The 25460-nt window shown below is 36.5% G+C and carries 12 protein-coding genes; 6 read left to right on the top strand and 6 right to left on the bottom strand.

Going from position 1 to position 25460, the window contains the following annotated elements; translation table 11 throughout:
* Positions 1-166 precede the first annotated feature (166 nt).
* The 6 genes from ACFSR3_RS11525 to ACFSR3_RS11500 form a co-directional block, all read right to left on the bottom strand.
* A complete protein-coding gene (locus ACFSR3_RS11525; RefSeq protein ID WP_379821120.1) occupies positions 167-8290 on the bottom strand; it encodes a LamG-like jellyroll fold domain-containing protein in 8124 nt (2707 codons plus the stop codon).
* 342 nt (positions 8291-8632) lie between these two features.
* Positions 8633-10606 (bottom strand): cytochrome-c peroxidase, encoded by a 1974-nt coding sequence (locus ACFSR3_RS11520; RefSeq protein ID WP_379821119.1) that lies wholly within the window; start codon positions 10604-10606, stop codon positions 8633-8635.
* 208 nt (positions 10607-10814) lie between these two features.
* Complete coding sequence (locus tag ACFSR3_RS11515) at positions 10815-12209, bottom strand: TolC family protein (protein ID WP_379821118.1); 1395 nt, start codon at positions 12207-12209, stop codon at positions 10815-10817.
* Positions 12209-13561 carry an HlyD family secretion protein gene (locus tag ACFSR3_RS11510; protein WP_379821117.1) on the bottom strand — a complete coding sequence of 451 codons (1353 nt, stop codon included), beginning with the start codon at positions 13559-13561 and terminating at the stop codon, positions 12209-12211. The genes ACFSR3_RS11515 and ACFSR3_RS11510 overlap by 1 nt, the downstream gene beginning before the upstream one ends.
* Positions 13562-13566: 5 nt before the next feature.
* A complete protein-coding gene (locus ACFSR3_RS11505) occupies positions 13567-15222 on the bottom strand; it encodes a peptidase domain-containing ABC transporter (protein ID WP_379821116.1) in 1656 nt (551 codons plus the stop codon).
* A 93-nt stretch (positions 15223-15315) separates the two neighbouring features.
* Positions 15316-15780 carry a hypothetical protein gene (locus tag ACFSR3_RS11500; protein ID WP_379821115.1) on the bottom strand — a complete coding sequence of 155 codons (465 nt, stop codon included), beginning with the start codon at positions 15778-15780 and terminating at the stop codon, positions 15316-15318.
* A gap of 327 nt (positions 15781-16107) precedes the next feature.
* On the opposite strand from ACFSR3_RS11500, the gene ACFSR3_RS11495 reads away from it, so the two are divergent.
* The 6 genes from ACFSR3_RS11495 to ACFSR3_RS11470 all read left to right on the top strand — a co-directional run bounded on the left by ACFSR3_RS11495 (position 16108) and on the right by ACFSR3_RS11470 (position 25349).
* Positions 16108-17331, top strand: coding sequence for a DUF4856 domain-containing protein (locus tag ACFSR3_RS11495; protein WP_379821114.1), 1224 nt, complete (start codon positions 16108-16110; stop codon positions 17329-17331).
* A gap of 66 nt (positions 17332-17397) precedes the next feature.
* Positions 17398-18510, top strand: coding sequence for an imelysin family protein (locus ACFSR3_RS11490; RefSeq protein WP_379821113.1), 1113 nt, complete (start codon positions 17398-17400; stop codon positions 18508-18510).
* A 138-nt stretch (positions 18511-18648) separates the two neighbouring features.
* Positions 18649-21120 carry a TonB-dependent receptor domain-containing protein gene (locus ACFSR3_RS11485; protein ID WP_379821112.1) on the top strand — a complete coding sequence of 824 codons (2472 nt, stop codon included), beginning with the start codon at positions 18649-18651 and terminating at the stop codon, positions 21118-21120.
* Between the two features lie 57 nt (positions 21121-21177).
* Entirely contained in the window at positions 21178-22545 is a 1368-nt protein-coding gene (locus ACFSR3_RS11480) for an HTTM domain-containing protein (RefSeq protein WP_379821111.1), read from the top strand.
* Between the two features lie 331 nt (positions 22546-22876).
* Positions 22877-23893 (top strand): alpha/beta fold hydrolase, encoded by a 1017-nt coding sequence (locus tag ACFSR3_RS11475; RefSeq protein WP_379821110.1) that lies wholly within the window; start codon positions 22877-22879, stop codon positions 23891-23893.
* 64 nt (positions 23894-23957) lie between these two features.
* Positions 23958-25349: an alginate export family protein gene (locus ACFSR3_RS11470; RefSeq protein ID WP_379821109.1), complete on the top strand. Its 1392-nt coding sequence runs from the start codon at positions 23958-23960 to the stop codon at positions 25347-25349.
* Positions 25350-25460: the final 111 nt, after the last annotated feature.

Here is a 25460-nt window from a genome sequence, read left to right as displayed (position 1 = left end):
CAAAATAAGCCTGAAAAACATTTCTCAACTCAAAACGGTTAGTATGTAAAACTAAAAAAACGTTCCAAGGCCTGTCTGCGTAGTATTACCTGTTTTTACATAAAAAAAGAGCCGGCATTACTGCCGGCCCTCTCATTCAAAAAAACAAATTTCCTAAACTAAACTATTATTGCTTTTTCAGTAGTTTGTAAGTTCCTGTTTTATCACCCACGTGTACGCGGACAACAAACACCTGCTCACCTGCTACTCCTGAAAGGTTAAGTTCAACTTTTTGGTTTCCTGCTATTGACTGGCCTTTGGTTTCAGACACTTTTCTGCCTGTAATATCAAATACCTCAACAATAACATCATTACAAGCTTCATTGTTAACTTCAATAGTAACAGCACCATCAGTAGGGTTAGGATACATTGTTACCATACCTTTAAGTGGGTTTGGTGTATCAGTTCCAAGTACTTCTTCAACAAGTATGTAATCTGCTTTATCAGCAGCAGCACTTGTACCAGCAATATTAGAAGTAATTAAACTTACATTGTATGTACCCGGAGCATTATACGTTACAGTAGGTGAAGCTTCTGTAGAAGTAGCCGGCTCACCACCTTCAAACGTCCATGTCCATGATGTTGGGTTGTTTGTACTAAGGTCAGTAAATGTTACTGTTTCACCTTCCTGTATTGTAGTTACGTTAGCTGTAAAATCTGCGACAGGAGTATGCGCTCCAAGATCTCTATCTAATGAGAACACCACTGTAGCCGAAGCGTTAAATGTAACATTACCAAATGTAGCATCTTGCTGAGCAGCGTTATTTCCGTTTGGATGCTGTACAGAGAAGAAACCATATTTAAAATCTGGTGTAAAGTTAAGTCCTGTAGGCTCTGCACCCGCCGGCATAGAAGCAAACAGTTTAATATTAGGATGGCTTTGCTCATGATCCGGACGAATAACCCAGATATAATTAAGACCACCGTCCTGAAGTACCCAAAGGTTACCTTTATCATCAAAAGTAAGGTTATCATTTCCATCTGCCCATGGTTCACTCATAGTACCATTTGCAGTTTCAATATTATAATTCTTACCTCCGGCAAATACTTCAAACTGACTGATAGTATCTCCATTGTCCTTAAATCTGTAAACTCGGCTTTTGCCTTTAGATGTAAAATAGATCATACCGTTAAGCGGGCTAATCTCGCAATCTTCAACACCGTTAAAGTTAGTACCTCCAAGAGTTGAAGCTACCGTATTAAGGTTGTTACGATCTGCTTTAGTAGTATTAGGTACCTGTACCCATGTAGCTGTAGCTGAACTTGGCTCATCATCAGATAACGGAAGATCAAGCTTAAGTACATAAACCTTACCTGCGCTAAGATCGCCAGGTGTGTCGGCAACGAATTTATAAACACAATGTGTTCCTCCATCCTCACCATAGTAAGCAGTTCTTTGATCGGCAGCAATAACTACGTTCTCGTGGTTCATTCTACCCATAGCCCATAGTTTCTCCTGATAACCGTTTCCGTGCTCTTTAACCTGAGCCGTTTCCGGATCAATTTCTATTAGCCATCCAAGATCCTGATAGCCATCGCCATTTGCATCACCTGAAGCAGTATCCTCTTCACTGGTTACAATAGTACCCCACGGAGTTACACCACCCGAACAGTTTCTTGAAGTTGTTACAAGGTTACTGTTGTATAAATCAACCGCTCTTGAATTATCTACAACCCACAGATCCTGAGTTTCATCAAGATGAAGATTAAGCATAGACACACCACCCGGAGTATTTTCCTGGTTAACTGATAGGTATCCGTTAGTACTACTTCCATTGATACCAATATAAGCAGCAAAGTCATGGTTTCCAGGAACGTTACCGCCTCCTGTCATATAAGGAGTTCCTTCTTTAAATATCAGCTGGAAACGGTGATCTTCAGAAATTATAAGGTGATTTTGCTGAGCAGTTGGCGCAATAGATGTAAAACAGCCAATATGTGGCTCATCACAACTTACCGTAAGATCTTCTGTATTCTGAACATAAAGGTCAAAACCTATATCAGAACTTGACTGATCTCGATTGTGCATCTCGACAGATATTCTATTTACACCATCAACAAATGCTGTCTTAGCAACCTGATAAACGTAGTAACGTTTTTCATCTGCACCATCTATAGTGTTTACAGAGTGTGTTAGATAATCAATAGTACCTGCAGGCATATTTTCTCTTATAACTTCTGTACCGTTTACATAAACAACAGCACCATCATCTCTCCTTAATCCAAAGTTTACCATATCAGTAAGTTCAGAAAGATTAATCTGGATATCTCTTGAGAAATAAGTTGTAATGTATTTATTAGCTGAATCAGAACCAAAAGACACTACAGTTTTCATAGGATCACCATAGCCAAGAGGTGCAATTCCTTTTTTCCATTCTATATTATCAAACGTAAGAGCTGTCCACTCTGTTCCCTGATTTGTACCATTATCCAGATAAGTCCATTCAGAACCTTTAGGTAACGGATAAGCAGCAGGTGCCAATGGTGGCAGGTTAAAGTCTACCGCCATATCAAATCCAAGGTCAGAACTGTTAGCTGCCGCCTGGTGAAGCTCTACAGCAATAACATTCTCTCCTGTTTGTAACAAATTATCAGTAGTAAATTCATAGAATGTAGTTTCTGCAGCATCATTTACAGCAGCAAGTGCTAATGTAGAAGATGTAATTTCTCCCTGAGGCATATTGTCTCTGAAAGCTTCAACTCCATTTACATATACAACTACACCATCATCTCTAAGCACTTTAAATTTAAGAGTTCCTATTGCTGAAGCATCTTCAACATTAAATGTATGTCTTAAATATGTAGTGATGTGTTTGTTTTGTGCATCTGCACCATAACTAAGTGTAGTATTTTGGTTAGGGTCACCATACCCAAGAATACCGTTACCAAATAACCATGCCGAATCATCATACGCATTAGTTCTCCAGTCAGTTCCAAGGTCAGCACCGCTATCGTTATATTTCCATATGCTTTGTGCAGCAATTGGGAAACTACCAACCGGATATTCCGGCTCGTTTTTCCATGCAAGGTATACAGGAGTACCGTCAAGTGGCATTTCGCCAAAAGTAACAATATTACCAATTTTAGTACCTGTGGCAGCTATTTCCAAAGCTTCAGCCGGATTCCCTTTTAATAAGAAATAGGTTTGGGCAATAAGCTGAACATCATTAAGATTTGTAAAAATCTTAGAAAGATCTGCTTTAGGAGAACCCTGATCCATATAAAGCGAAGCCATTTTCCAAGGTGTGCTCAGGTAAAGTGTATCATTAGCCGTTTCATTAAGAATATGAAGCACTTCTCCACCAATCTGTTTACCTATAACAACGTTATTTTCTTTGCTTGTAATAACATCAGCAAGGAAAAGACCATTCCTGTCATCATTCTTAACACTCCAGTTACCGGTAACTTTATTTCGGAACGGAGCCTCCATATCTCTTACCGGAGCCGTAGCAGGAATAATGTGTGCATTAGTATAAGCTACCTCAACCTGTTGTGAACCGCTATTTACGATAAAACCGTTATCATCGTGATTAAAGGTATAGTTATAAGGCAGGTTAGCTGTAGCTACAGGCATTGTAAGATACATATCCTCACGTATCTCTTCGATAGTCTTGGCTTTAGTCCATATCCTGAACTCATCAATTGTGCTTCTCGTAGGCGAGTTATTAGCCACGTTTTTACCTAATGCAAGGTTATTTGCATTTGGCGTAAACTGGGTTACAGGCATACTGCTCATCAATTCACCATTAATGTAGAATTTGAATTCTCCATTCGGTGTATAAGTAACAGCAGCGTGATTCCACTCATTAACAGCCCATACCTTTGTAGAGTTAAGGCTGTTCCAGCCTCCAGCAGCACCTTTACCCATAATAGTTTGAAGAGTCTGGTTACCAAGGAATTCCATTTCCCAACCAAAGTTACCACCTGTAAGACTCGTGAAACCTACAAGTTTTGTATTTGCTCCGGCTGTTTGTGTTAAACGACCCCAAAGCTCAATTGTAAACGGACCTGAAAGTGCCTGATTAACTCCTTCTTTAGGGATAAGCACTTCGTGTCCCTGACCTAATTCAAGAGTACCTCCCTGCTGTGCAATAACCGAATTTACATCCGTTTCAAAAGCAAGGTAATAGTTACCAGAAGTAAGAGCTACGTTTTCAAAATCAATTTTACCATCTACAGATACTCCTGTAGCTACCGTTTGATAGTTACTTTCCGGATCACCTTTTATCAGCATAAACTGCTCGGCAAGGTTATCTATCTGTGTAGGATTCGCAAATATTTTAGAAAGATCAGCCTGTAGTGTGGCCGTTTCAAGGCTAAGAGCATTAAGGTTCCATCCTCCTTTTACATAAGACGTATTTTCAACAGTTCCTAATGGCAATACAGTACTATCTGTATTACGACCTGCTATAAGGTTAGATGAGAAACTGTCAATATCAGCTTTAACATATAAACCGTTATCAGTTTCGTTTTTAATACTCCAGTTACCTGTCACTTTAGGGAAAGCCTCTGTAAGATCGGCAACAGGGCTTGTCGCATCAATAATTTGTGCACTTGTGTAAGTTACATCATTAACCTGAGTACCAGTATTATCAATTATTCCGTTATCCTCCTGATCGAAAGTAAGGTTATAAACAAGATTATTATCTGTTGTTTTGATGCCATAGTGCATCTGTGCCTTAATTTCTTCAGCAGTTTTAACTTTATTCCAAATACGGAATTCATCCATTTTAGAAATAGTTTGACTATTGTAGTTTATACTTTTTCCAATGGCAAAATCCCAGTTAGTATTAGTTACAAATCCAGTGTAAGCGTTCGTTGCTTTTAGCTCACCGTTAAGATAAAGTTTGATGTTCTCTCCCGGTTTAGCAGTAACAGCAACGTGGTTCCACTCGCCCACTATAAGCTGGGTACCTGAATTAATACTGTTCCAGTTGTTCGTGTTTGTACCAAATACAGCAGATACACTGTTGTTATCCGGCATTTCAATTGAAAGTCCGGTAGTATTATTATTAACCCTGCCATGGTTAGATACTAATGGCGTGTTACTACCCGGATCCTGTGTCATGTTTACCCAGAACTCTAAAGTAAACTCACCTGATAAAGTAGGATTGATATCAGCTTTTGGTATAGTAACAACGTGACCGCCTGTTAATGATAGTGCTCCACCCCTGCCTAAGCTAAAGGTTGCTATATCCCATCCAAGGAAATACTCACCTTCAGTAAGGTTTGCATTGTGGAAAGTAACATTTTGTCCGTCAAAATCACCTTCGCTAACGTCTAGATAAGATGTATCACTTTCTTTCTTAAGAAGGTAATATTTACCGGCCACATTAGCAACCGAATCAAATTTAGTTGCAAGAACCTCTGAAAGATTCATTTTTACTGAAGCAAAAGGAGTGCTTACAGGATCAATTTTCCAACCACCTTTAGCATAAGAAAGTGTAGAACTTCCCGGAACTGCATCAAGAGTAGCATCATTCTTTTTACCCACAACTACATTACTTGCATAGTTAGTAATGTTATCAGGCATTGAAAGACCAGCAGCGTTCATTGCGTTGTTTTTACTCCATTTACCTTTTACTGTAGTTTGGTAATCAGCCGGCATAACAGCTACCGGCGAAGTCGCAGGAGCAAGTGTACCACCGTTAAGTGTAACAACATGAGGAACACTCCCTTTACTTGTAATAGTATTTGCACCTTCTGTTGTAGGGGCAAAATCATAATACAATGCAAGGTTTTCTTCTGTACCTTCAAGAGCATAATGCATTGTTTGCTTAATTTCTTCTGGTGTAAGTGCTTTTTGCCAGATGCGTAGCTCATCAAGTTCAGCCTGAACAGCACCTGTATATGCCGGACTGTAACCAAGACCAAGACCCCAACTGTTACCCACGTATTGCGTAAAGTTAGTTTGCGCTACAAATTCACCGTTTACATAATATTTAAGCTGACCATTATTAACAGCGGTAACTGTTACCTGATTCCACTCTCCTACATTCCATGCAGCACCCTGCTCAGAAATAGTGTTCCATCCGGAACCATTATTACCAATAACGACATTAAGCTTATTACTATCCGGGAATTCAAAAGATATACCTGTAGAGTTACCATTTACCCTTCCGTTACTTGCAAGCATTTTAAAGTTAGTACCCGGATCACCGTTAAGCTTAGCCCAAAACTGTATTGTAAAGTTGTTAGCTAATAAAGGATTAATTACCGATCCCGGAATTGCCATTTGCGGAGCGCCAGCTACTTTAAGTACTTCACCGCGTGTAGTTTCAAAATCAGCCTCAGTAAGAATAGCCTCATCAGAGATAATTCTTCCGTAAAGAACCAATTTATCAAGGGCACCAATGAACTTTTTACCTTCAAAGTTATTACCCACTTTTAATTCAGATGCAGATGCAACCGGAGAGATTACGTTAGTCCATGACTGGATAACAAAACCATTGTAGTATAGAGACAGTTTTCTCCTAACATTATCATATTTCCACACAATATAAGCCCATGTATGTGGCAGTAGGCTGTACTGACTTGTATAAGTTGTATTAGTTGCATGGTCTTTATACGTTAATTTACCATTAGCATCCAACCCAAAAGAAACACCTGTTTCGGCAGCCCCGTTAGAAAGTATTGTAGAACCGTTAGACTGGAAAGCTTCTGGTTTTACCCAAAATGCAAGACTGAACGGACGATCATGGAAATTAAGAGAAAGTGCATTTGGAATACTTACCGAAGTATTTTGCCCAAAACTTACTGCTTCATTAGTTACACCTTCCCTGTCACTTACATAAGCTACATCTGTTGCAGTAATAACATGATTGTAAGTCGATGCATCAGTAATAGAATTACTCATGTCTAACTGAAGTTTAAGTGCATCAGCATTCTGACTTGTAAGCATGTCTTCGTGTATGATTGTCTCAAAATATGGAACCCCGGTAGGACCCACATATTCAACTTTCATTCTACGATCATCTTCTGCTCCAAAAACATTAATTCTCAAATACGTTTGCTTTACACCTGTCATCAGGTAGTCGCTACCGTAGTTTACATTGTGCTGACCGTTACCTATGTCAGAGTTAAGGTTACCAGACAAGATATCATAAAGTGGATACTTAACATCACTACCTTCACGTATCATGAACTTTTGCTCATGGATATCAGCACTTAGGGATAACACACCGTTGATATTATTATCTCGGATGTAGTTTACAAGTTCTGCAGATTGTGTTGTCGCGCAAAAGTTTCTTCCACCACAGTTACGTTCAAATGATGGTGTACCGTTAATAAGCACTTTAAATTTAGCTGTAGAAGCTAAAAGTGCACCTTTAAGCCACGCCATCTGGTCAGGACCAAGGTGAGCCAGGGTACCATCACGGTAGCTACGGTTATCAAGTAAGAAATACTCAACATCTTTGTACTTGTACGAAGAGAAAAGCCCGGGACCTTCAGGAGTACTATTGTATTCCGGGTTAGGCCACCAGTCTTTAAATATCTCTTTCATTTCGCCTAACGTTGGCATTGTTTTGTTAAACTCGTTAGGACCAGTGTCATGATTATCAGTAATAGCCAGCTGAGGCATAGCCTTAGTCAGGTTATCATGAAAATCCCTGTAGAACATGTAACGTGCAAACGCCATGTCTTTGTTTGCCCAGTCATCAACTCCATCAGGACACTGCCCCATAGCATGCTGAAGACCTAAAAGGTATACGGCATCACCTAACCATACCATCATGTCGCTACCTTCCTGCGCCATAACGTTAAACATGTTCGGGTCACCGTTAATATGTGTCGCAGACTCCGGTATGTCTATACAACGTGAAAGGTCGTATATTCTACCACAGCCGCCAGAAAGAAACTCAAAATCATCTATGATCTCCTGTTCATTTCTGATAGTTGCCACTCTGTTTGAAGCAACACCATTTACCATTACCTTAGCAGTATAATTACCGCCAGGCAACAGGTTAGTGTACTCAAAAGAGCGTAGGTTATACCCTAAACGGGTATCAGAATTGTAAGCCGTCCCGGTTAGAAGAGTGCCCGGTGCAGCATTTTCAGACATGGAAATGGACAAAGCATTTCCGGAGCCTGTGTTGTTTTTGGTAAGCACCCATACCCTTACCTTATTGTTATAAGGCGGGCTCATCATGGGGCCATACACAATTGAATCTCCAGGAATGATCTGAGCCTGCAGGCTATAGCTCACCCCAAGGAAAAACAATAAACTTAGAAAGAGAAAATTCTTTTTCATGTTTGGCATTTGTGAAAAATTAATGATTATTAAAGCGCCAAAAGTAGCGCTGCCAAATGCCCGCAATCCCATAAAGCATTTTAAGGTTGCATTACCCAAAAATGATAATTAAGGGAATTTTATGTTAAGGTAACTTTGAGGAAATAAAGAAAAATTCTACCTCAAACTATAACTAACTACAGTATACTTAAAATTATTATAGTCGAAAAACTATAAGTTTAGAAAATTCACAGTTTTAATTAAAAATATATAAAAATATAAGTTTTAATATTAAATTAACCTAAAACTGCTCTATTACCTCAAGCTTAAGAAGAGTAAGATTTTACTTAACATTAATAATTATTACTGCTTAGAATAAGTAGTTCCGGGATTATCAGTTAGCGACTCCATAAAAGCAATAAGAGCAGCAATTTCCTTTTTAGAAAGATTAAGATGATCAGCAGGAAGCGTCTGATTTGGCACCTCATATATTAGACCAAGGCCAGCTGCACCTCCTTTATTATAAAAACCAATAACCTCTTCGAGTGTATTATATGCTCCATTATGAAAGTAAGGAGCCGTCAGTTTTACATTACGCACTGTCATGGTTTTAAAAGATCCCCTGTATATCTCTTCATTATCTTCAGTAATCATATTGCCTATTCTTCCAAAATCCTGGTCAACGTCAAGTGTATTTGGTTTTGCTAACACACCAAGCACTTCACTTTCATTCTCATGGTACAATGGCGGTACAAGTCCGCTAAAAGTAGGCGCATAATGGCAGGTTGCACATGCTGCTTTACCGGTAAAAAGATTAAAGCCGAGTTTAACCTGTGCAGAAATATCTTTTACCTCACCACGCGCATAGCGATCAAAGCTGCTGTTAAATGATCTAATTGACGCTACATAAGACGATAAGGCTGCCGAGAAACGATAGCGATTAATCTCAGTATTTGTCCCAAAGGCTTTTTCAAATAAAACTCTATAGATAGTATTGTTACCTAACTTTTTGATGAGTTCGGGAAAGTTTGTATTAAATTCCATATGGTTTTCTATAACGTGCTCAGCCTGCTCTTCAAGATCAACAGCTCTGAGATCATAAAAATATCTATCAGAGAAAACTGCATTAATCAATGATGGCGAATTACGCAACACACTTTTTCCTTCTACACTCGCTAATGATTTAGCAACACCATCTGAAAAAGCCATTTCAGGACGATGACACGATGCACAACTCATTTTTTCATTATTACTCAACGATGTATCGTAAAATAGTTGTTTCCCTAAATTACGTAATGCTTCACTGTCATCCGATTCTTTAAGTAAGGTATAATAGTATGGATTAAGAAAATCTTCAGCAAATATCCCTTTGCTGTATGCATTCCATGAAGATGTTTCACCGCTAATTTCCTGTGTACTCTTTATATGTAGATTTATCTGCATTTTTCGAAAAGAATCATATAACGGATTAATATGTTCCATTAAAAAAGTAAGCCTGTCAAAACTGTCAAAGTCATGGTTTTTTTCCAGGTAAGTGACAGCAGTTTTTATATTCAGTTCCAATTGCTGCCTTTCTGCTTCAGGTAGCCTTTGCAATAATGGCTTTAAAACCTCCTGCATACCCCTTAGTGAAGCCGCAGCTTCCTCCATCGCATTAAGTGACCCAGGTGTATCAAACCCGGTAACCCCCATTGTAAAAACACGAACAAGCTCTAATCGTACGGCTTCCATAATTTCATGCTCATAGAAGTAGTTACGTTTTTTTACGGCTTCAACCAACGTTGCATAGGTATCTTTCAGTCCGGCAGTCAGTTTTACAACCTCTCCGGCATCAACATCACCATCGGCAAAAACAGTTTCATCAAGTACCTGTAGGCCAACAGGAGCTACTACTCTTTGCGCTCCGCGATAATGATCCGTGTTCAGATGATCTATAGGTAGGGTTTTGCTATATGCTTCAGGACTGATGCCGTAATAATTATTAGTATTGAATTCTTCCTTTACAGGATATGGATCCAGGTGATGTAAAGGAGCACCATTTATATAAGACTTTATATGTTTCGGAAAATAGTATTCTAAAACACCCTCTGTTCTTTTAAAAGCTAACCTTGTTTTTATTAACTGTTGTCTTAACTGCTTTAGCGTACCATCGCCTTGTCTGTATAAAACAGCTACATTATTTAAACTAATGATTTCTTGGTTTAATAAATCTGTTTGAGATACAATTATATTCCGAAAATGATCTGAATAGTATTCACACTGAGTATGGTGAAATGATGGAAAAAACCAAGCAATTATAACACAAATCAGTATAGGAAAAGAAAGCTTAAGACTCATTAGTATTTAGATAAGAATTGCAAACTTATACTGATTGGTAGTGCAAAATGTTATCTCTATATTAAAGAATAATTAACTCATACTTTTCAGCAAAAGTCAATAACGCTTTTATTTGTTTAAATAGAAGTTACATTAATAAAAAACACCCGCCGTAAATGGCAGGTGTTTGTTTATGAGTTCAAACTCTTAAGTTCATTAACTAAGGGGCTTAATCAGGATTAGCCATAATCCTGAAAAGCTCAGCATTGGATGTAAAATATTGATAATCCAAACCTATTTGCGATAGTTTGGCGTTAACCAGATTGTTCTCCCTTGAATTGATAAGGAACATCGAACTTTCTCCAAATGAGAAAAGTTTTTCTTCTGAATTCAATAGCGCGGTATAATTGGCAACTAGTGTATCAATTACATCCTTTTGCTTTTTTAGTGATTCTATTTCAAGTTGCTGCGATTTAATCTTGTTTTTTAGCTCCAGTCTTTGCTGGCTTAAATCGAACTCCATATCTTTAATCTTCAGTTTGGCCAACTTAAGATTTCCCCGTTCTTTTCTAAGGAATACAGGCACGCTGAAATTAAAATTGAATTTGTAGTCATCTGCATTAAAACTGCTCAGATAGTCAGGCTCAGAAATATAATTATATCCCAAATTCAGCTTCGGCAATAGCATATTAGCCTTTAATTTTCTGTTTATTTCAAGCATTGATAGTTTTGTTTCCATTGCCTGAATCTTTGGATGAAAATCAAGTACATCAGATTTTTCCATTAATGCACTTGTCTGTAGCGTTGTCTCTAATGTTTTTACAAGATCCTGCTCCGGTATTATATTAGCTTCAAGTTCAACCGGAACATTCTCAATCCATAAAAAATTAGATAACTTTAGTTTAGCCTTTCCCAATTTTAAGTTTGCATTTTCCAGATTCAGCTCACGGCTTTTTACTGTTATTCCGGCTTCTATACTGTCTATTGCCGGCGAATCACCCAGTTCAATTAATTGCTGTACCCCTTTAAAGCGGGTTTTAGCAAACTCCATGTAATCTTTATACAGTTGCGCTTCAGAATAACTTCGTTTCCATTCAAAATAGGCTTCACTCGCTTTATATAAAACTTCAATGGCTTTAAGCTTACGTTCTGCATCACCTAACTTTAACATCAATTTTCCTTCCCTTACATCTGCCATACGCTGATTTATAAATAATCCCTGTCCTAATGGCACATTGATACCCAAAGATGTTAACCCCGCTTCAGGCGTACGGTTTTGAGGATTTATATATTGCCCTGAAGTATCATCAAAACCGGCTTTAAATTCTATCCCATACCATGTAGGGATTTTGAAGCTACTATTAAGCAGCGAATAATATTCTGTTCCTTTAAACTCTTTTTTATCATAATCCATCTCTATTTTAGGATCAAAACCACCCCTGGCCGCCATTAAAGTTGCTTCGGCCTTGCTAACTTCAATCCCTGCCTGTTTTAATAGCGGATGGTACTTTTTTACATATCCTAAAAATTCGCTATAGCTTAGCTCGTCTGAATTCAGTTCCTGAGCATAAACGGGGATAAAAACTATCGAGAACAGAAAAAATAATATAAAACCTTTCTTCATTACTTCTTTTCTTTATTATCATCTGCCTTAGCATTGGCCTTGTAAAAATTTGGCGGAAAGCCATTAAGATTACGCCATATTTCATACCAAACCGGAACTGTTTCTAAAAGCGCAATGCTTTGTGCACCTGCACCTATGCTTAGCTCTTTTGGCCACTTATTATCTTTACCTGAAGGGGCAATAAGCACCCTGTATTTTCCATTGGGGCTGATAAAGTTTTCTATAGCCACAACGCGTCCGCCAAAAGTTCCGTATGATAAACCCGGCCAGCCTGAGAATACTACTCTGGGCCATCCATCAAACCAAACCCTTACTTCAGCTCCCCTGTGTACCAACGGCAAGTCTATTGGGTCTACAAATGTCTCAACAGCAATGTCGTATCCTGCCGGCATTATGCTAACTACAGATGTACCTTCTTTAATAGTCTCACCCAATCCGGCCAATAAAGCACGGTTAACATAACCGCTTTGGGGTGCAGTGATATAGTAAAGTCCACTTCTTATATTATAATTTACATACTGATTGTGCAGCTTATTAACCTGTGCTTCAGTATCATATTGTGTACTTAAAGCTGTAAACTTATCACTACGCGATTTAGATATCTTTTCAGCATATTCAGCATTAATACGGTTAATTTCAACATTAGCATTTATATACTCATTTTTACTGCTTAAAAGTTTATTTTCCTGTGTTATTATATAAGCTTCAGCTTCCTGCAGTTTTAACCTTTTTTGCTCTACATCGGTAAGAGGCTTTAAGCCTTCCTTATTCAATGCTGTAGAACGATTGAACTGTGTTTGAGCAATTTTCAACTGAGTCTTTATTGCTTCAAGATCCATACTGTCACTCTTTATCTTAAGTTGAGCCTGCTTTATTTTATTTTGTGCCTGCTGTAACTTAAGCTGTCTTTCTTTAGCAAGGGACAGCGCCTGTACTTCCAGGGAATTCACTTTGTCTCCATAAGAATCCAGTGCCATTTTTTTGGCATCTACCTGCTGTTTTGTATTAGAAACCAGGTTTGGGTCAAAGTAATCTTCTTTTATTTCAGAGATAAAAAGTATAGTATCCCCTTTATTCACATAATCTCCCTCCTTTACGTACCATTTTTCAATTCTACCGGCAATAGCATTATGAACTGTCTGTGGCCTTTGATCCGGCTTAAGAGTAGTTACCGATCCGGAACCCGATATATTTTGTGTCCATGGCAGGAAAAGGCATCCAACTATAAACAAGAGAAAACCCACTATAATCCTGTTAAGAAATTTATACTCAGGCCTGCGCGCTACCTTAGAAATTGAGGAATAATCACACGGAGTTATCAGTACATGATTATCTTTAGATATATTAAGCATAGTGTTTACAGTTTAATGTCGTTAATTATTTTTCCTTCATCCATTGTAATCATACGGCTGCTTCCCTCTCTCCATATCTTGTTTTTTGAAGCTACGATTACTGTCCAGTCATTTTCATCAGACAATAAAAAGTCAACTACCTTTCGTGAAGTTACTTCGTCCATCTTATTTATAGGATTTTCCAGAAAAAGAATATTTGGCTTATTTACAATGCTCCTTGCTAAAAGGATTTTTTGCACATCAGAATCAGAGAGCTGTCCACCTCCGGGATGTATATGTGTTTCCAGTCCATTAGAAAAAGTCTTAATATGAGGCGTAAGATGTACATTATCAAGAGCCCATTTTAAATCATCATTGTTAACACCTTTACTTCCAAAAAGTATATTATCACGAATAGTGCCGTCAAAAAGAGTATCTGCCTGTAAAAAAGTACCGGCCTGAGCCCTGTAATTATCCTCATCAAGACGGTTCATGTAATTATCAGTTATATATACACTACCGCTTTCAGGCTCAATAAGACCTGCAAGAAGTCTAAGCAAAGAACTTTTGCCTGCACCATTACTACCCGTAAGTATAATTTTTTCTCCCTGTGATATCTTGAGATTAATATTTTTAAGCGACTTTTTGTCAGAGTCAGGATATTTATAACCTACTCCTTCAGTTTCAATATTAATTCCATTTTCACCCTTGTTGGCTATTTTTGGGACACAAGAAATTTCCATATCAGTAACCTGAGCAATTTTTTCTACAGAAGTAAGTACATCATAAAAAGAATCAAGACCGAAAATTATTTTCTCAACAGAGTTGATCAATAGGACGATAACAATTTCTGCAGCAACAAACTGACCAATATTCATCTGATGATGAATAACCAAAAAACCACCAACTGACAGAAGAGCAGCGGTAACAAGTATTTTAAAAATTACAAGATGTACATATTGCTTTTTCATTACCTGAAAATGTTTTTCCCGATAATCTATATAGTCAGATACATACTTGTCATTTCTGCTAAGAGCATAGTCAAAACCATTCTTTTTTCTAAAGCTTTCACGGTTGCGTGCTATTTCCTGAAGCCATGCCGCTACCTTATACTTAAACTTAGATTCGTTTAAACTTGTATCTAAACCATCTGTATACGAAAACTTAAATATTATGTACAGAATAACAATAAAAAACAAACCTATCACCATAAAAAAGGAATGATAAAGCGTTAACAGTATGATTCCAAAACCTACCTGCAAAAAAGCTGTAGAAAAATCAAGGAGCAATTTTGCCGTACCTTTTTGAACCATAAGCGTATCAAAAAATCTATTAGCTTTTTCAGGAGCAAAGTTTGAATACATTTCTTTGAACTTAATAAGAGGCATCTTATACGCAAATTCAAATGAAGATCTAACAAATATCCGCTGTTGAAGATTTTCAACAATGCGTAATTGCATAATTGTCAAAACTCCACCAAAACCAACACCAATAGTAACCAAAATAACAAGTATTATCCAGGATACACTTAACTGCCCGCTTTGAATAAAATTAATGATAGCCTGTATGCCAAGTGGCAATGATAAATTAACCAGACCTGCAAAGGCCGCGTAAAAAATTATTTGATATACATCACGCTTATCTAGTTTAAGCAGATTGTAAAATCGTTGAAATGGAGTCATAAATCAATTTATAAATAGAATAATATTTGGGAGCAAGCCCATAAATATGAGTATACCAAAACTTTAAACATTATAAAGTTCTGAAAAAAGTATTTATAAAATAAACTCCGGAGGAGGTAAATGTATTTTTGTATAGAAATTAGGTAAAATTACCAGATTATAATTATGAGTTTTTTTATCACCTTCATTAATAGAATAATTACAAGGCAAAGCAGTATAAACCGGAACCAGATAATCAGCAAGTTGAAACCCCTTTGTACTTTTGTCAGTTTTAGTTTTGCTGGTTTCATAATCTTCCATTTCTTCTAACAAAGTATCAGGTTTTAAAAGTTTTTTAAGTATGTGACAGGTTTTACCTATTAAACAATGGCTTTCAGTATTATTAGCAATGATACCATCCAGACTGGCTGATATGTTGATACTATTCAATAAAAAATAGCCAATCAGCACCATACGAAGGCACTTTCCAAATACACCATTTTTTATTTTTTTCAACATAGCACTCCTAAAGCAAAAGATGTACCAAAAAACACGAAAAATGCCTGCAAACACTAACATTAGAAAGATTTAATGTACAGATTAGAAATTCTAATCTTGAAGCATTAAATTTTTAAAGATTTTACTTATAAAATATTTAATCAAGATTGTAAATACTTTATCATTGACTACTATTAAGTTAAGTTAACACATACAATCAGTCAATGAAAACTTTACTCCTTCCCTATCAATAAATGACTTTTTTTCTATTTAAATCGAAATAAAATCGACAATAAATAACTAAAAGACAGCACTTTAAAATTATTTAGATTTATTTTAAATAACCTTTTGGATTTCAAAAAACCTTTATATATTTGCACTCCAAACTTAATTAATCTAAATAAGACAATGAGATTCAAATCAATCTTTTTTTATGTTTTGCCTGTTGCAGCATCACTAGCACTAACATCATGTTCAGATGACGATTCGTCATCAAATGAACCGTCATACAACATTCCTTCCACCTATACTTTTGAAAGAGACGGACAAAGTACTGTAGACTTTTCAGGACAGACTACCAGACTAAAAATGCTATTGGAATTTGATGCATATTCTAAAAATAAAGCAGGTTTTCCAACATTTGATAACAATCTGGTTTTAAACATGTTTTCAAATACAAATAATCCATTTTCTGAAGAAGCACTTAACACTTCCGGTAAGCAGTTAAGAGATAAAACAGCTGCATCTGCTGATTATTTTGCTTCAAACTCTGTAGAAGCTGCTGAAATTAAAGCTTCTTTCGACGGATTGTTTACAGAAATGGGACAAGCTGCGGCTAATTATGCTACAACAGCTACTCCGGGTACAGCTGGTTCTATTGAAGATGGAAAAAGACTTGTAAACGGTAAAGGGCTTGAGCCTAACCAGGCAATAATCAAAGGTCTTATGGGTGCTTGCTTTATGGATCAGGCATTAAATAATTACTTAAGTATAACCGTTCTGGATGAAACTAAACTTGCTAACGATGCAGGTACTTTAGAGGCCGGAAAAAATTATACTACCATGGAGCATAAATGGGATGAGGCTTATGGTTACATCTTTGGTTACCAAACAACAAATACTGACGGTACAACAAAAGTATATTTTTGGGAAAGCTACCTGAACACTGTTAACGGTAACCCTTTCTTTGAAGGTATAACTGACAACATTAAAAATGCATTCATTAAAGGTAGAGCAGCTATCGTAAATAAAGATTATACTACCAGAAATGCTCAAATCGCAATTATAAAGGAAAACCTTTCTAAAGTTGGGGCAGTTAGAGCTGTTTACTACTTAAACGAAGGTAAAGCTTTACTATCAGGAGATAACACACAGACTGTTAAAGGTTTCCACGCACTTTCTGAAGCATATGGGTTTATAACCGGATTACGCTACACTAATAATCCGGCAAAAAACACATCATACTTTACAGCACAGGAAGTAAAAAACATTCAGGAAACCCTTTTAGGAGGAACTGATGGTTTTTGGGATGCTAACTATACTTCTCAAAAAGCTACAGAATTAATGGAGACAATTGCTCAAAGATTTGGCTTTACAGTTGAACAAGCAATCCACGAAGGTGGTAGCCACTAATAAATTATGAGGGCAGCTAATGCCCTCTTTTTTCTTTTTAAAATTTCAACACTTAATACGACTTTCATGAAAAAACTGATTCTGTTTTTTTCTTTTACAATTCTTCTTACTTCATGTTCATCTGATTCTTCTCAGGGACAATCTGATCAATATGACAGAGGTACAATGCTACAAAACTGGGCTAATAATTTAATTGTACCTGCAATTCAAAATTATGACCAAAAATTAGCATCTCTAAAAACAGCTACAGTAAACTTTACTTCAGAACCTACAACATCAGGACTTGAAGATTTGAGATCAGCATGGTTTGAAGCGTATAAAGCATATCAATATTCGGCTATGTATAATATTGGAAAAGCCGAAGAATTACAGTTCACAAAGTTCTGTAACACTTACCCTACCAACACTACTCTGATTACAACCAAAATCGGTAATGGTGATGTAAACCTTGAAGGCCCGGGAAATGATGTGGCGCAAGGATTTCCTGCTCTAGATTATTTACTTTTCGGTCTTTCCGATACTGATGTTCTGTCATTTTATACTGAAAATGCTCTTGCCAATAACTACAAGAGCTACCTGACTGCAGTTGTTGATAAGCTTATAAATCTGAATAGTGCAGTACTTAATGACTGGAATGGTAGCTTTAAAAATACTTTTATCTCAAAAACAGATAACTCAGCCACAGGAAGCGTAAATAAAATGGTTAATGCCTATGTGCAATATTTTGAAAGAGACGTTAGAACCGGAAAAGTAGGTATACCTGCAGGCCGCTTTTCTACAGCTCCACTTCCTGAAAAGGTTGAAGGTTTCTACAGTAAAGTATATTCCAGAGAACTCCTTCTGAATGGGTTGCAAGCTAGTTGGGACTTCTTTAATGGAAAACATTTTAACGCAACTACTAAAGGCCCTTCTCTGGTCTCTTATCTTGATTTTTTAAAAACACAAGGATACGGATCAGACTCAGAAACACCTCTTAGTGAGGTTATGGATAATCAATATTCTCAAGCCTATACAGCTATAATGGATATGCAGGAGAATCTTTATCAACAAGTACTAACCGATAATAACAAGATGCTTACAGCATACGATAAAATGCAACGTAATGTTACATACATGAAAACAGATATGATGTCTGCAATGAGCATATCAGTTGATTATGTTGATACCGATGGTGATTAATACACAAGAATACACACTATAATCAAAAAAACGTATAAGCTGTCAGATATTGGCAGCTTTTCGTATTATTTTTGCCACCTGTTTGCGGACCTTCCTCTTAAAAGTAAAATTTATAAAGTCCGCATAAACTCTATAAAAATGAAACTGAAGGATTTTTGCCTGTACTTTATTTTTTTATTTTCAACTACAGTTTGTATTGCCCAATACAATTTGTCAGGAAAAGTAATTAATCAAAATACAAATCAACCCATACCTCAAGCTGAGGTATACAATCGTACCACAGATAAGCTTATTAAAACAGATGATAAGGGTGAATTTGTATTTACAAATCTTAAGCCTGGAAAATATACGCTTGAATTCTTATCCGATCAATTTGATATTGCTACAATTGAAGTTGCAATCGCGTCTTCCAGTCAGCAAATTACAGTGCAAATGAAACCGTTACTGATACAACTATCAGAAGTTATTATTGAAGACAGACGTAATGAGGTACTGGGACTTACAAGACTGAAAGATATTGAAGGAACTTCAATATATGCAGGCAAAAAAACAGAAGTAGTTGTACTTAATAAACAAATGGGAAATATGGCTGCCAATAATGCCCGACAGGTATTTTCTCAGGTTGTAGGTTTAAACATTTATGAAAGTAATGATGGTGGACTTCAGCTAAACATAGGAGGAAGAGGCCTGGATCCTAACCGTTCAGCCTATTTTAATGTTCGCCAGAATAATTATGACATTAGTGCTGACATATTGGGTTATCCGGAAAGTTATTACACACCTCCTGCCGAAGGTCTTGACCGTATTGAGGTAGTAAGAGGAGCAGCCTCACTACAATATGGTCCTCAGTTTGGTGGATTAGTAAACTTTAAAATGAAAACACCGGTAAGCAACAAAAAAATGGAAGTGACAACACGCCAGACTTTTGGATCTTATAACTTTATAACCAATTTTACAAGTCTTAGCGGTACAGTAGACAAATTCAGTTATTATACCTACTACAATTATAAACAAGGTGACGGATTCCAACCTAATTCTGAATTTAAGTCCCATAATTATTTTGGAAATTTTAATTATCAATTTACTGAAAGAACCAGTCTTAGCTTAGATTATACCTACTTCACTTACCTGGCAAAACAACCGGGAGGCCTTAGCGACACAATGTTTGAAGAAAATCCTATGCAGAGTAACCGCAAAAGGAACTGGTTTGAAGTTAACTGGAATCTTATGACGCTTAAATTTAAACACAAGTTTAACTCATCAACCGACTTAAGCTTTAATTTGTTTGGTCTTTATGCTCAACGAAATACAGTCGGCTACAGATCAAACAGGGTATCAGATGCCGATACACCAGGCACGGTACGTGATCTTATTACAGGAAAATTCTCAAACTGGGGCTTTGAAACTAAACTATTACATCGCTATAATTTCTTTGGCAATAAAAATGCTTTTGTGTTGGGAGCCAAATACTATGATGCACATAATACTGCCAAACAAGGTCCGGGAAGTTCAGGTAGTGATGCTAACTTTAATTACGCAACAGATGAGTTTCCTTATTACAAGAATCAATCAGATTACACCTATCCCAATAAAAATATAGCTTTATTCGGAGAAAATATTTTTAAAATAACTCCAAAGTTTACAATAACTCCCGGTGTACGATTCGAATATATTGACACCAAAGCTATTGGTTCATACAGAACAATAAACCTTGACTTTGCAGGTAATGTTATACTGGATGAGACAACAAATGAAAACAAAAATCTTAGCCGCTCTTTTGTACTACTGGGAACAGGGCTAAGCTATAAACCTGTTGACGGCCTGGAATTTTATACTAACTTTTCGCAAAATTACCGATCGATAACTTTTAACGACTTACGAATTATAGAACCCTCCTATGTAATAGACAAGAATCTTAGTGATGAGAAAGGTTATACTTTTGATGGAGGAATAAGAGGAAAAATATCAAACAAGATTAACTATGATATAAGCGCTTTTGGGCTTGCTTATAATGACAGGATTGGACAGATAATAACCCGATATAACGAAATTTTCCCTGAATCTGAGGATGAAAGACCTGTAAAATACAGAACAAATGTTGGTGATGCTTTTATGTACGGACTTGAGTTTTTCACTAATGTTAGCCTGCAAAAAACTTTCTTTAATGAACAGAATGAAAATTACAACTGGAATATCTTTGTAAATGCAGCCTTTACAAAATCAAAATATACAAAATCAAGATTATCAGGAATAGTTGGTAATGAAGTTGAATTTATTCCACTTGTTAACTTAAAGACGGGAATGTCTTTTGGCTATAAGAAATTTATGTCTAACCTGCAGTTAACTTACTTGAGTGATCAATATACCGACGCAACAAATGCTCCGTTAGACGTTAAAAATCAAAACGGAATTATTGGTCAAATCCCTTCATACCATATAATGGACCTTTCTTTCTCTTATATCTTTACAAAATCGATTAAGCTGGAAACCGGTATAAATAATTTAACCGATAATAAATATTTTACGAGAAGAGCTACCGGATATCCCGGTCCCGGAATTATTCCTTCTGCACCAAGAACATATTATGCAACGTTGCAATTACAGTTTTAAAAACCGATAAGTCAATAATAAGCTAACACTGTTACGCCGAAATTAAATCTTACTAAAATGGTTTACCGTATCAAAGAATATCTTAATTCATATACAAATGCCTCAACACTGGCTTTTTTCAGGCTTGTATTTGGATTTATGATGCTATTGGGGCTTGTACGTTTTGCATTAAATGGCTGGATCGATAAATTTTATATTCAGCCGGGGTTTCATTTTACTTACTATGGATTTAGCTGGATAAAGCCCATCGGGGTATATACTTATCTGATATTCATAATTTGTGCACTTGCGGCCATTGGTATTAGTATAGGTTATAGATACAGAATATCAGCCATAATTTTCTTTCTAAGTTTTACTTATATAGAACTGATGGATAAGACAACCTATCTTAACCATTATTATTTCGTATCGGTTATAAGCTTTGTGATGATATTCCTTCCGGCAGGCAATTACTTTTCTGTAGATGCCTACAGGAATCCAGTACGGTCATTTGGACAAATACCACGATGGACTATTGACATTTTAAAGCTTTTACTGGCTATGGTTTATTTCTATGCCGGTCTTGCAAAACTAAACTCCGATTGGCTTGTTAATGCAATGCCTTTAAAAATATGGCTTACAGCTCATGCTAACTTACCCATTATTGGTCCTTTAATGTTGAAAAGCTGGGTACACTACACCTTTAGCTGGTTTGGAGCAATATATGATCTCTTTATCGTATTTCTTCTTATAAACAGAAGAACAAGACTATTAGGTTTTATATTGGTACTCTCTTTTCATTTAATGACTTCGTTATTGTTTCCTATCGGTATGTTTCCATATATTATGATAGTTTGTTCACTGATTTTTTTCAGTAACAATTTGCATACGAACGTCCTTAAATTTCTATCCAAAATTTTTAAATTACCTGCAAAGCTAGCAGAAACCCAACAGATTTATGCTCCCCGTTTCAGGTCACTTTATCGCTTGAGCCTTTATCTCTTGGGAATTTTTCTTGTAATTCAGTTATCATTTCCTTTCAGGTATATTTTATATCCGGGGGAATTATTTTGGACCGAAGAAGGATTTCGATTTTCATGGAGAGTTATGCTCATGGAAAAAGCCGGCTCCGCACAGTTTAAAATTACAGACAGGAAAACAGGAAAAAGCATTTATGTAAATAATGAGGATTACCTAACACGATTTCAGGAAAAGCAAATGGCGTTTCAACCGGATTTTATACTGGAATATGCTCATTTTTTACATGACCATTATGAATCGCTGGGAATGTATGATCCCATTGTAAATGTTGAATGTTATGTTGCCCTCAACGGACGATTGAGTACCCTTTATATTAATCCTGAAACAGACCTTTCACATATACCGGAATCATTTGAACATAAAGAATGGATACTTCCTTTTAAAGGCTCAATATGGGGGCTTTAAAACAGCTTGATCATAATTAAATTCAGTATAAAGAGCGGCTATCTTAAAAGGTAGCCGCTCTTTTTCTTTATCCAGATAAAGTACTGAAATATAAAACACTAACATCTTAGGAGTAAGCTACATTCCAATAATAAACATCAACATTTTTTCACGAAATATCGTAATTAAAAAATTTAGTTTAAAATATAAATATTTAATAATCAAGAAGTTATTTAAAAAGTATGATTTTAGATAAATAGTTATATGGAAGGCAAATTGCAGTTGTTTGTAATAACATAAACAACATCTGACAAATCCTTACATATTAATCAACAACTAAATCTTTTTAATTATGAAAACTAAATCAAATCTCTCTGGAGTCTTCAATTTTAAGACAAAAGCCTTTACTATTTTACTATCCTGTTTTTTATTACTTTCTATCATTTCCTGTAGTAAAAAAGCAGAAACGGCAACTGAGGAAAATACAAATGCAATAGTAACCGATACTATACAAGTTGCACCTGCAAATCCACCTGAGAACTTTAAGCATGAAACAGCTACGGTAAATGGTATTAAGATACATTATGTAATAGGTGGAAAAGGCGAACCGCTTGTATTGGTACATGGTTTTGGACAAAACTGGTATATGTGGAACAGATTACTGCCGGAACTGTCAAAACATTTTACAGTAATCGCTCCCGATTTAAGAGGTGTCGGAGAATCCGGTAAACCCGAAGGAGGTTATGATAAAAAAACAATGGCATCAGACATCCATGAACTTGTAAATCAACTGGGATATAAAAAGATAAATCTGGCCGGTCATGATATAGGGCTTATGGTTGCCTATGCCTATGTTGCCCAATATGAAGACAGCGTAAACAAAGTAGCGATTATGGATGCCCTTTTACCGGGAGTTGAGCCGGTTTGGTCGTCGGTTTCTGCATCGGCATGGTGGTTTGGCTTTTTTGCATGGCCAGCTTCAGGTGACATCGTGAAAGGTAAAGAAAAAGAATTCCTAACCAATTTCTGGCCTGTAGTAGGTCATGTAAAAGAACCTTTTACACCAGAAGAAACTACAGAATTTATCAGGGCTTATGCTGTTCCGGGCGGAACCACAGCCGCTTTTAAATGGTTTGGTGCATTCCCTCAGGATGGAAAAGACAATCTTATATTCATGAAGAAAAAAATAAAAACACCTTTATTAGCCATGGGTGGAGAGTATTTTGCAGCCGCTTTCCTAAAAGATCATTCCAAATTAGTAGCCGAAAATGTAACCGAGTCAAAAATTGCAAACTCAGGACACTGGCTGGTTCAGGAAAATACTGCACAGGTACAAAAAGACTTACTTGACTTTTTCTTAAGTAAATAAATATAGCCTCCGGATTAGATTAAGAGGTATTCGGCTTCAATACAAGAATCTTAAAAAGATTATCATGAAAAATAAAAACATCACCCTAATACTTTTAAGCATCCTTGCTTTCACGATTATACAGCAAAGCTATGCACAATCCTATCCGGAGTTTAAATCCATGCGATTTGAAGAAGACTATTCTGTTTTGGCTAATGATACAATTAAAAAAGACTGGTACAGAGAGGCAAAGTACATCCCCCTCACCTCTTCAGGAAAAACATTTCTAAGCTTTGGTGGAGAGGTTCGGTATCAATATTTCTACATTAAGAATGAAAAATGGGGAGATGAACCTAAAGATGCTGATGGTTATATACTTAACCGTTTATTATTACATAGCGATTTTCATGCCGGGCGACACTTTAGAGCTTTTGTACAATTCCAAAGCAGTAATGCCAGTGGCAGATTAGATCCGAGCCCGGTTGATAGTAATCCACTCGAAATACATCAGGCTTTTGTTGATTTGAATGTATTTTCAGAGAAAGACCGACAATTGATTTTTAGAACGGGAAGACAGGAATTTAGTTATGGTTCCCAACGCCTTGTAGCATTACGTGATGGCCCTAACAACCGACAATCTTTTGATGCTGTAAAAGCGATAGCCGGTTTTAAAAATTATCACGCCGATCTTTTCTACAGCCATTATGTAGTAGCTGAAGATGGAATTTTTGATGACTACTCAAATAAGGAAAAACAGTTTTGGGGAAGCTATTTGGTTATTAATAAGATACCTTTAATAAAGAATATCGATTTCTATTATTTAGGATACAAAAGGGCAAAAGCTCATTTTGATGATGCTAACGGAAAAGAACTTAGACATTCATTAGGAACCCGTATTTGGGGGAAATATGACAACTGGCGTTATGATGCTGAAGCAGTTTATCAGTTTGGAACTGTAGATGTAAAAGACATAAAAGCCTGGACTGTTACCTTAAATACAGGTTATAGAATCACATCAGTCGTTTTACATCCGGAAATCGGTTTAAAAGTTGAAACGATAAGTGGCGATAAAACAAAAAACGATAACAATTTAGAAACTTTTAACCCATTATTTCCAAGGGGGGCTTATTTTGGACTAGCCTCCGTAATAGGTCCTTCTAACCTTGTTGATTTACATCCTTCCCTAAACTTTGAACTTACCAAAAATCTTAATTGGGTACTGGATTATGATATGTTCTGGCGGTATAGCAGCCAGGATGGCATTTATGGACCAAATACAATTATGGTTTATCCGGGAGATTCAAGCACCGATAAACAAATAGGTGAGCAATTTGAAAGCGAAATCACATTCCAGCCAAATAAATATTTGTATTTCCGTGTTGAGGCAACCTGGTTTAAAGCCGGAGATTTTCTTAAGGCTGCAGGTACCGGAAAAGATATGTTGTTTACCGGAGCAACAATGCAAATTAAATTTTAATCCAGATATTACAAAAACTGTTCATAAATTTACGATATATCGTAATTACGAACTTTACTCAAACAGCTCTAACCTCTAATTATAAACATTTTACACTTTTGGTAACATTAT

Origin of the sequence: Flavobacterium suzhouense (assembly GCF_042684765.1) — a bacterium.
GTDB lineage: Bacteria > Bacteroidota > Bacteroidia > Flavobacteriales > Flavobacteriaceae > Flavobacterium > Flavobacterium suzhouense.
Note: the sequence above shows the minus strand (reverse complement) of the source record. Positions and strands in the feature narration are given on the sequence as shown.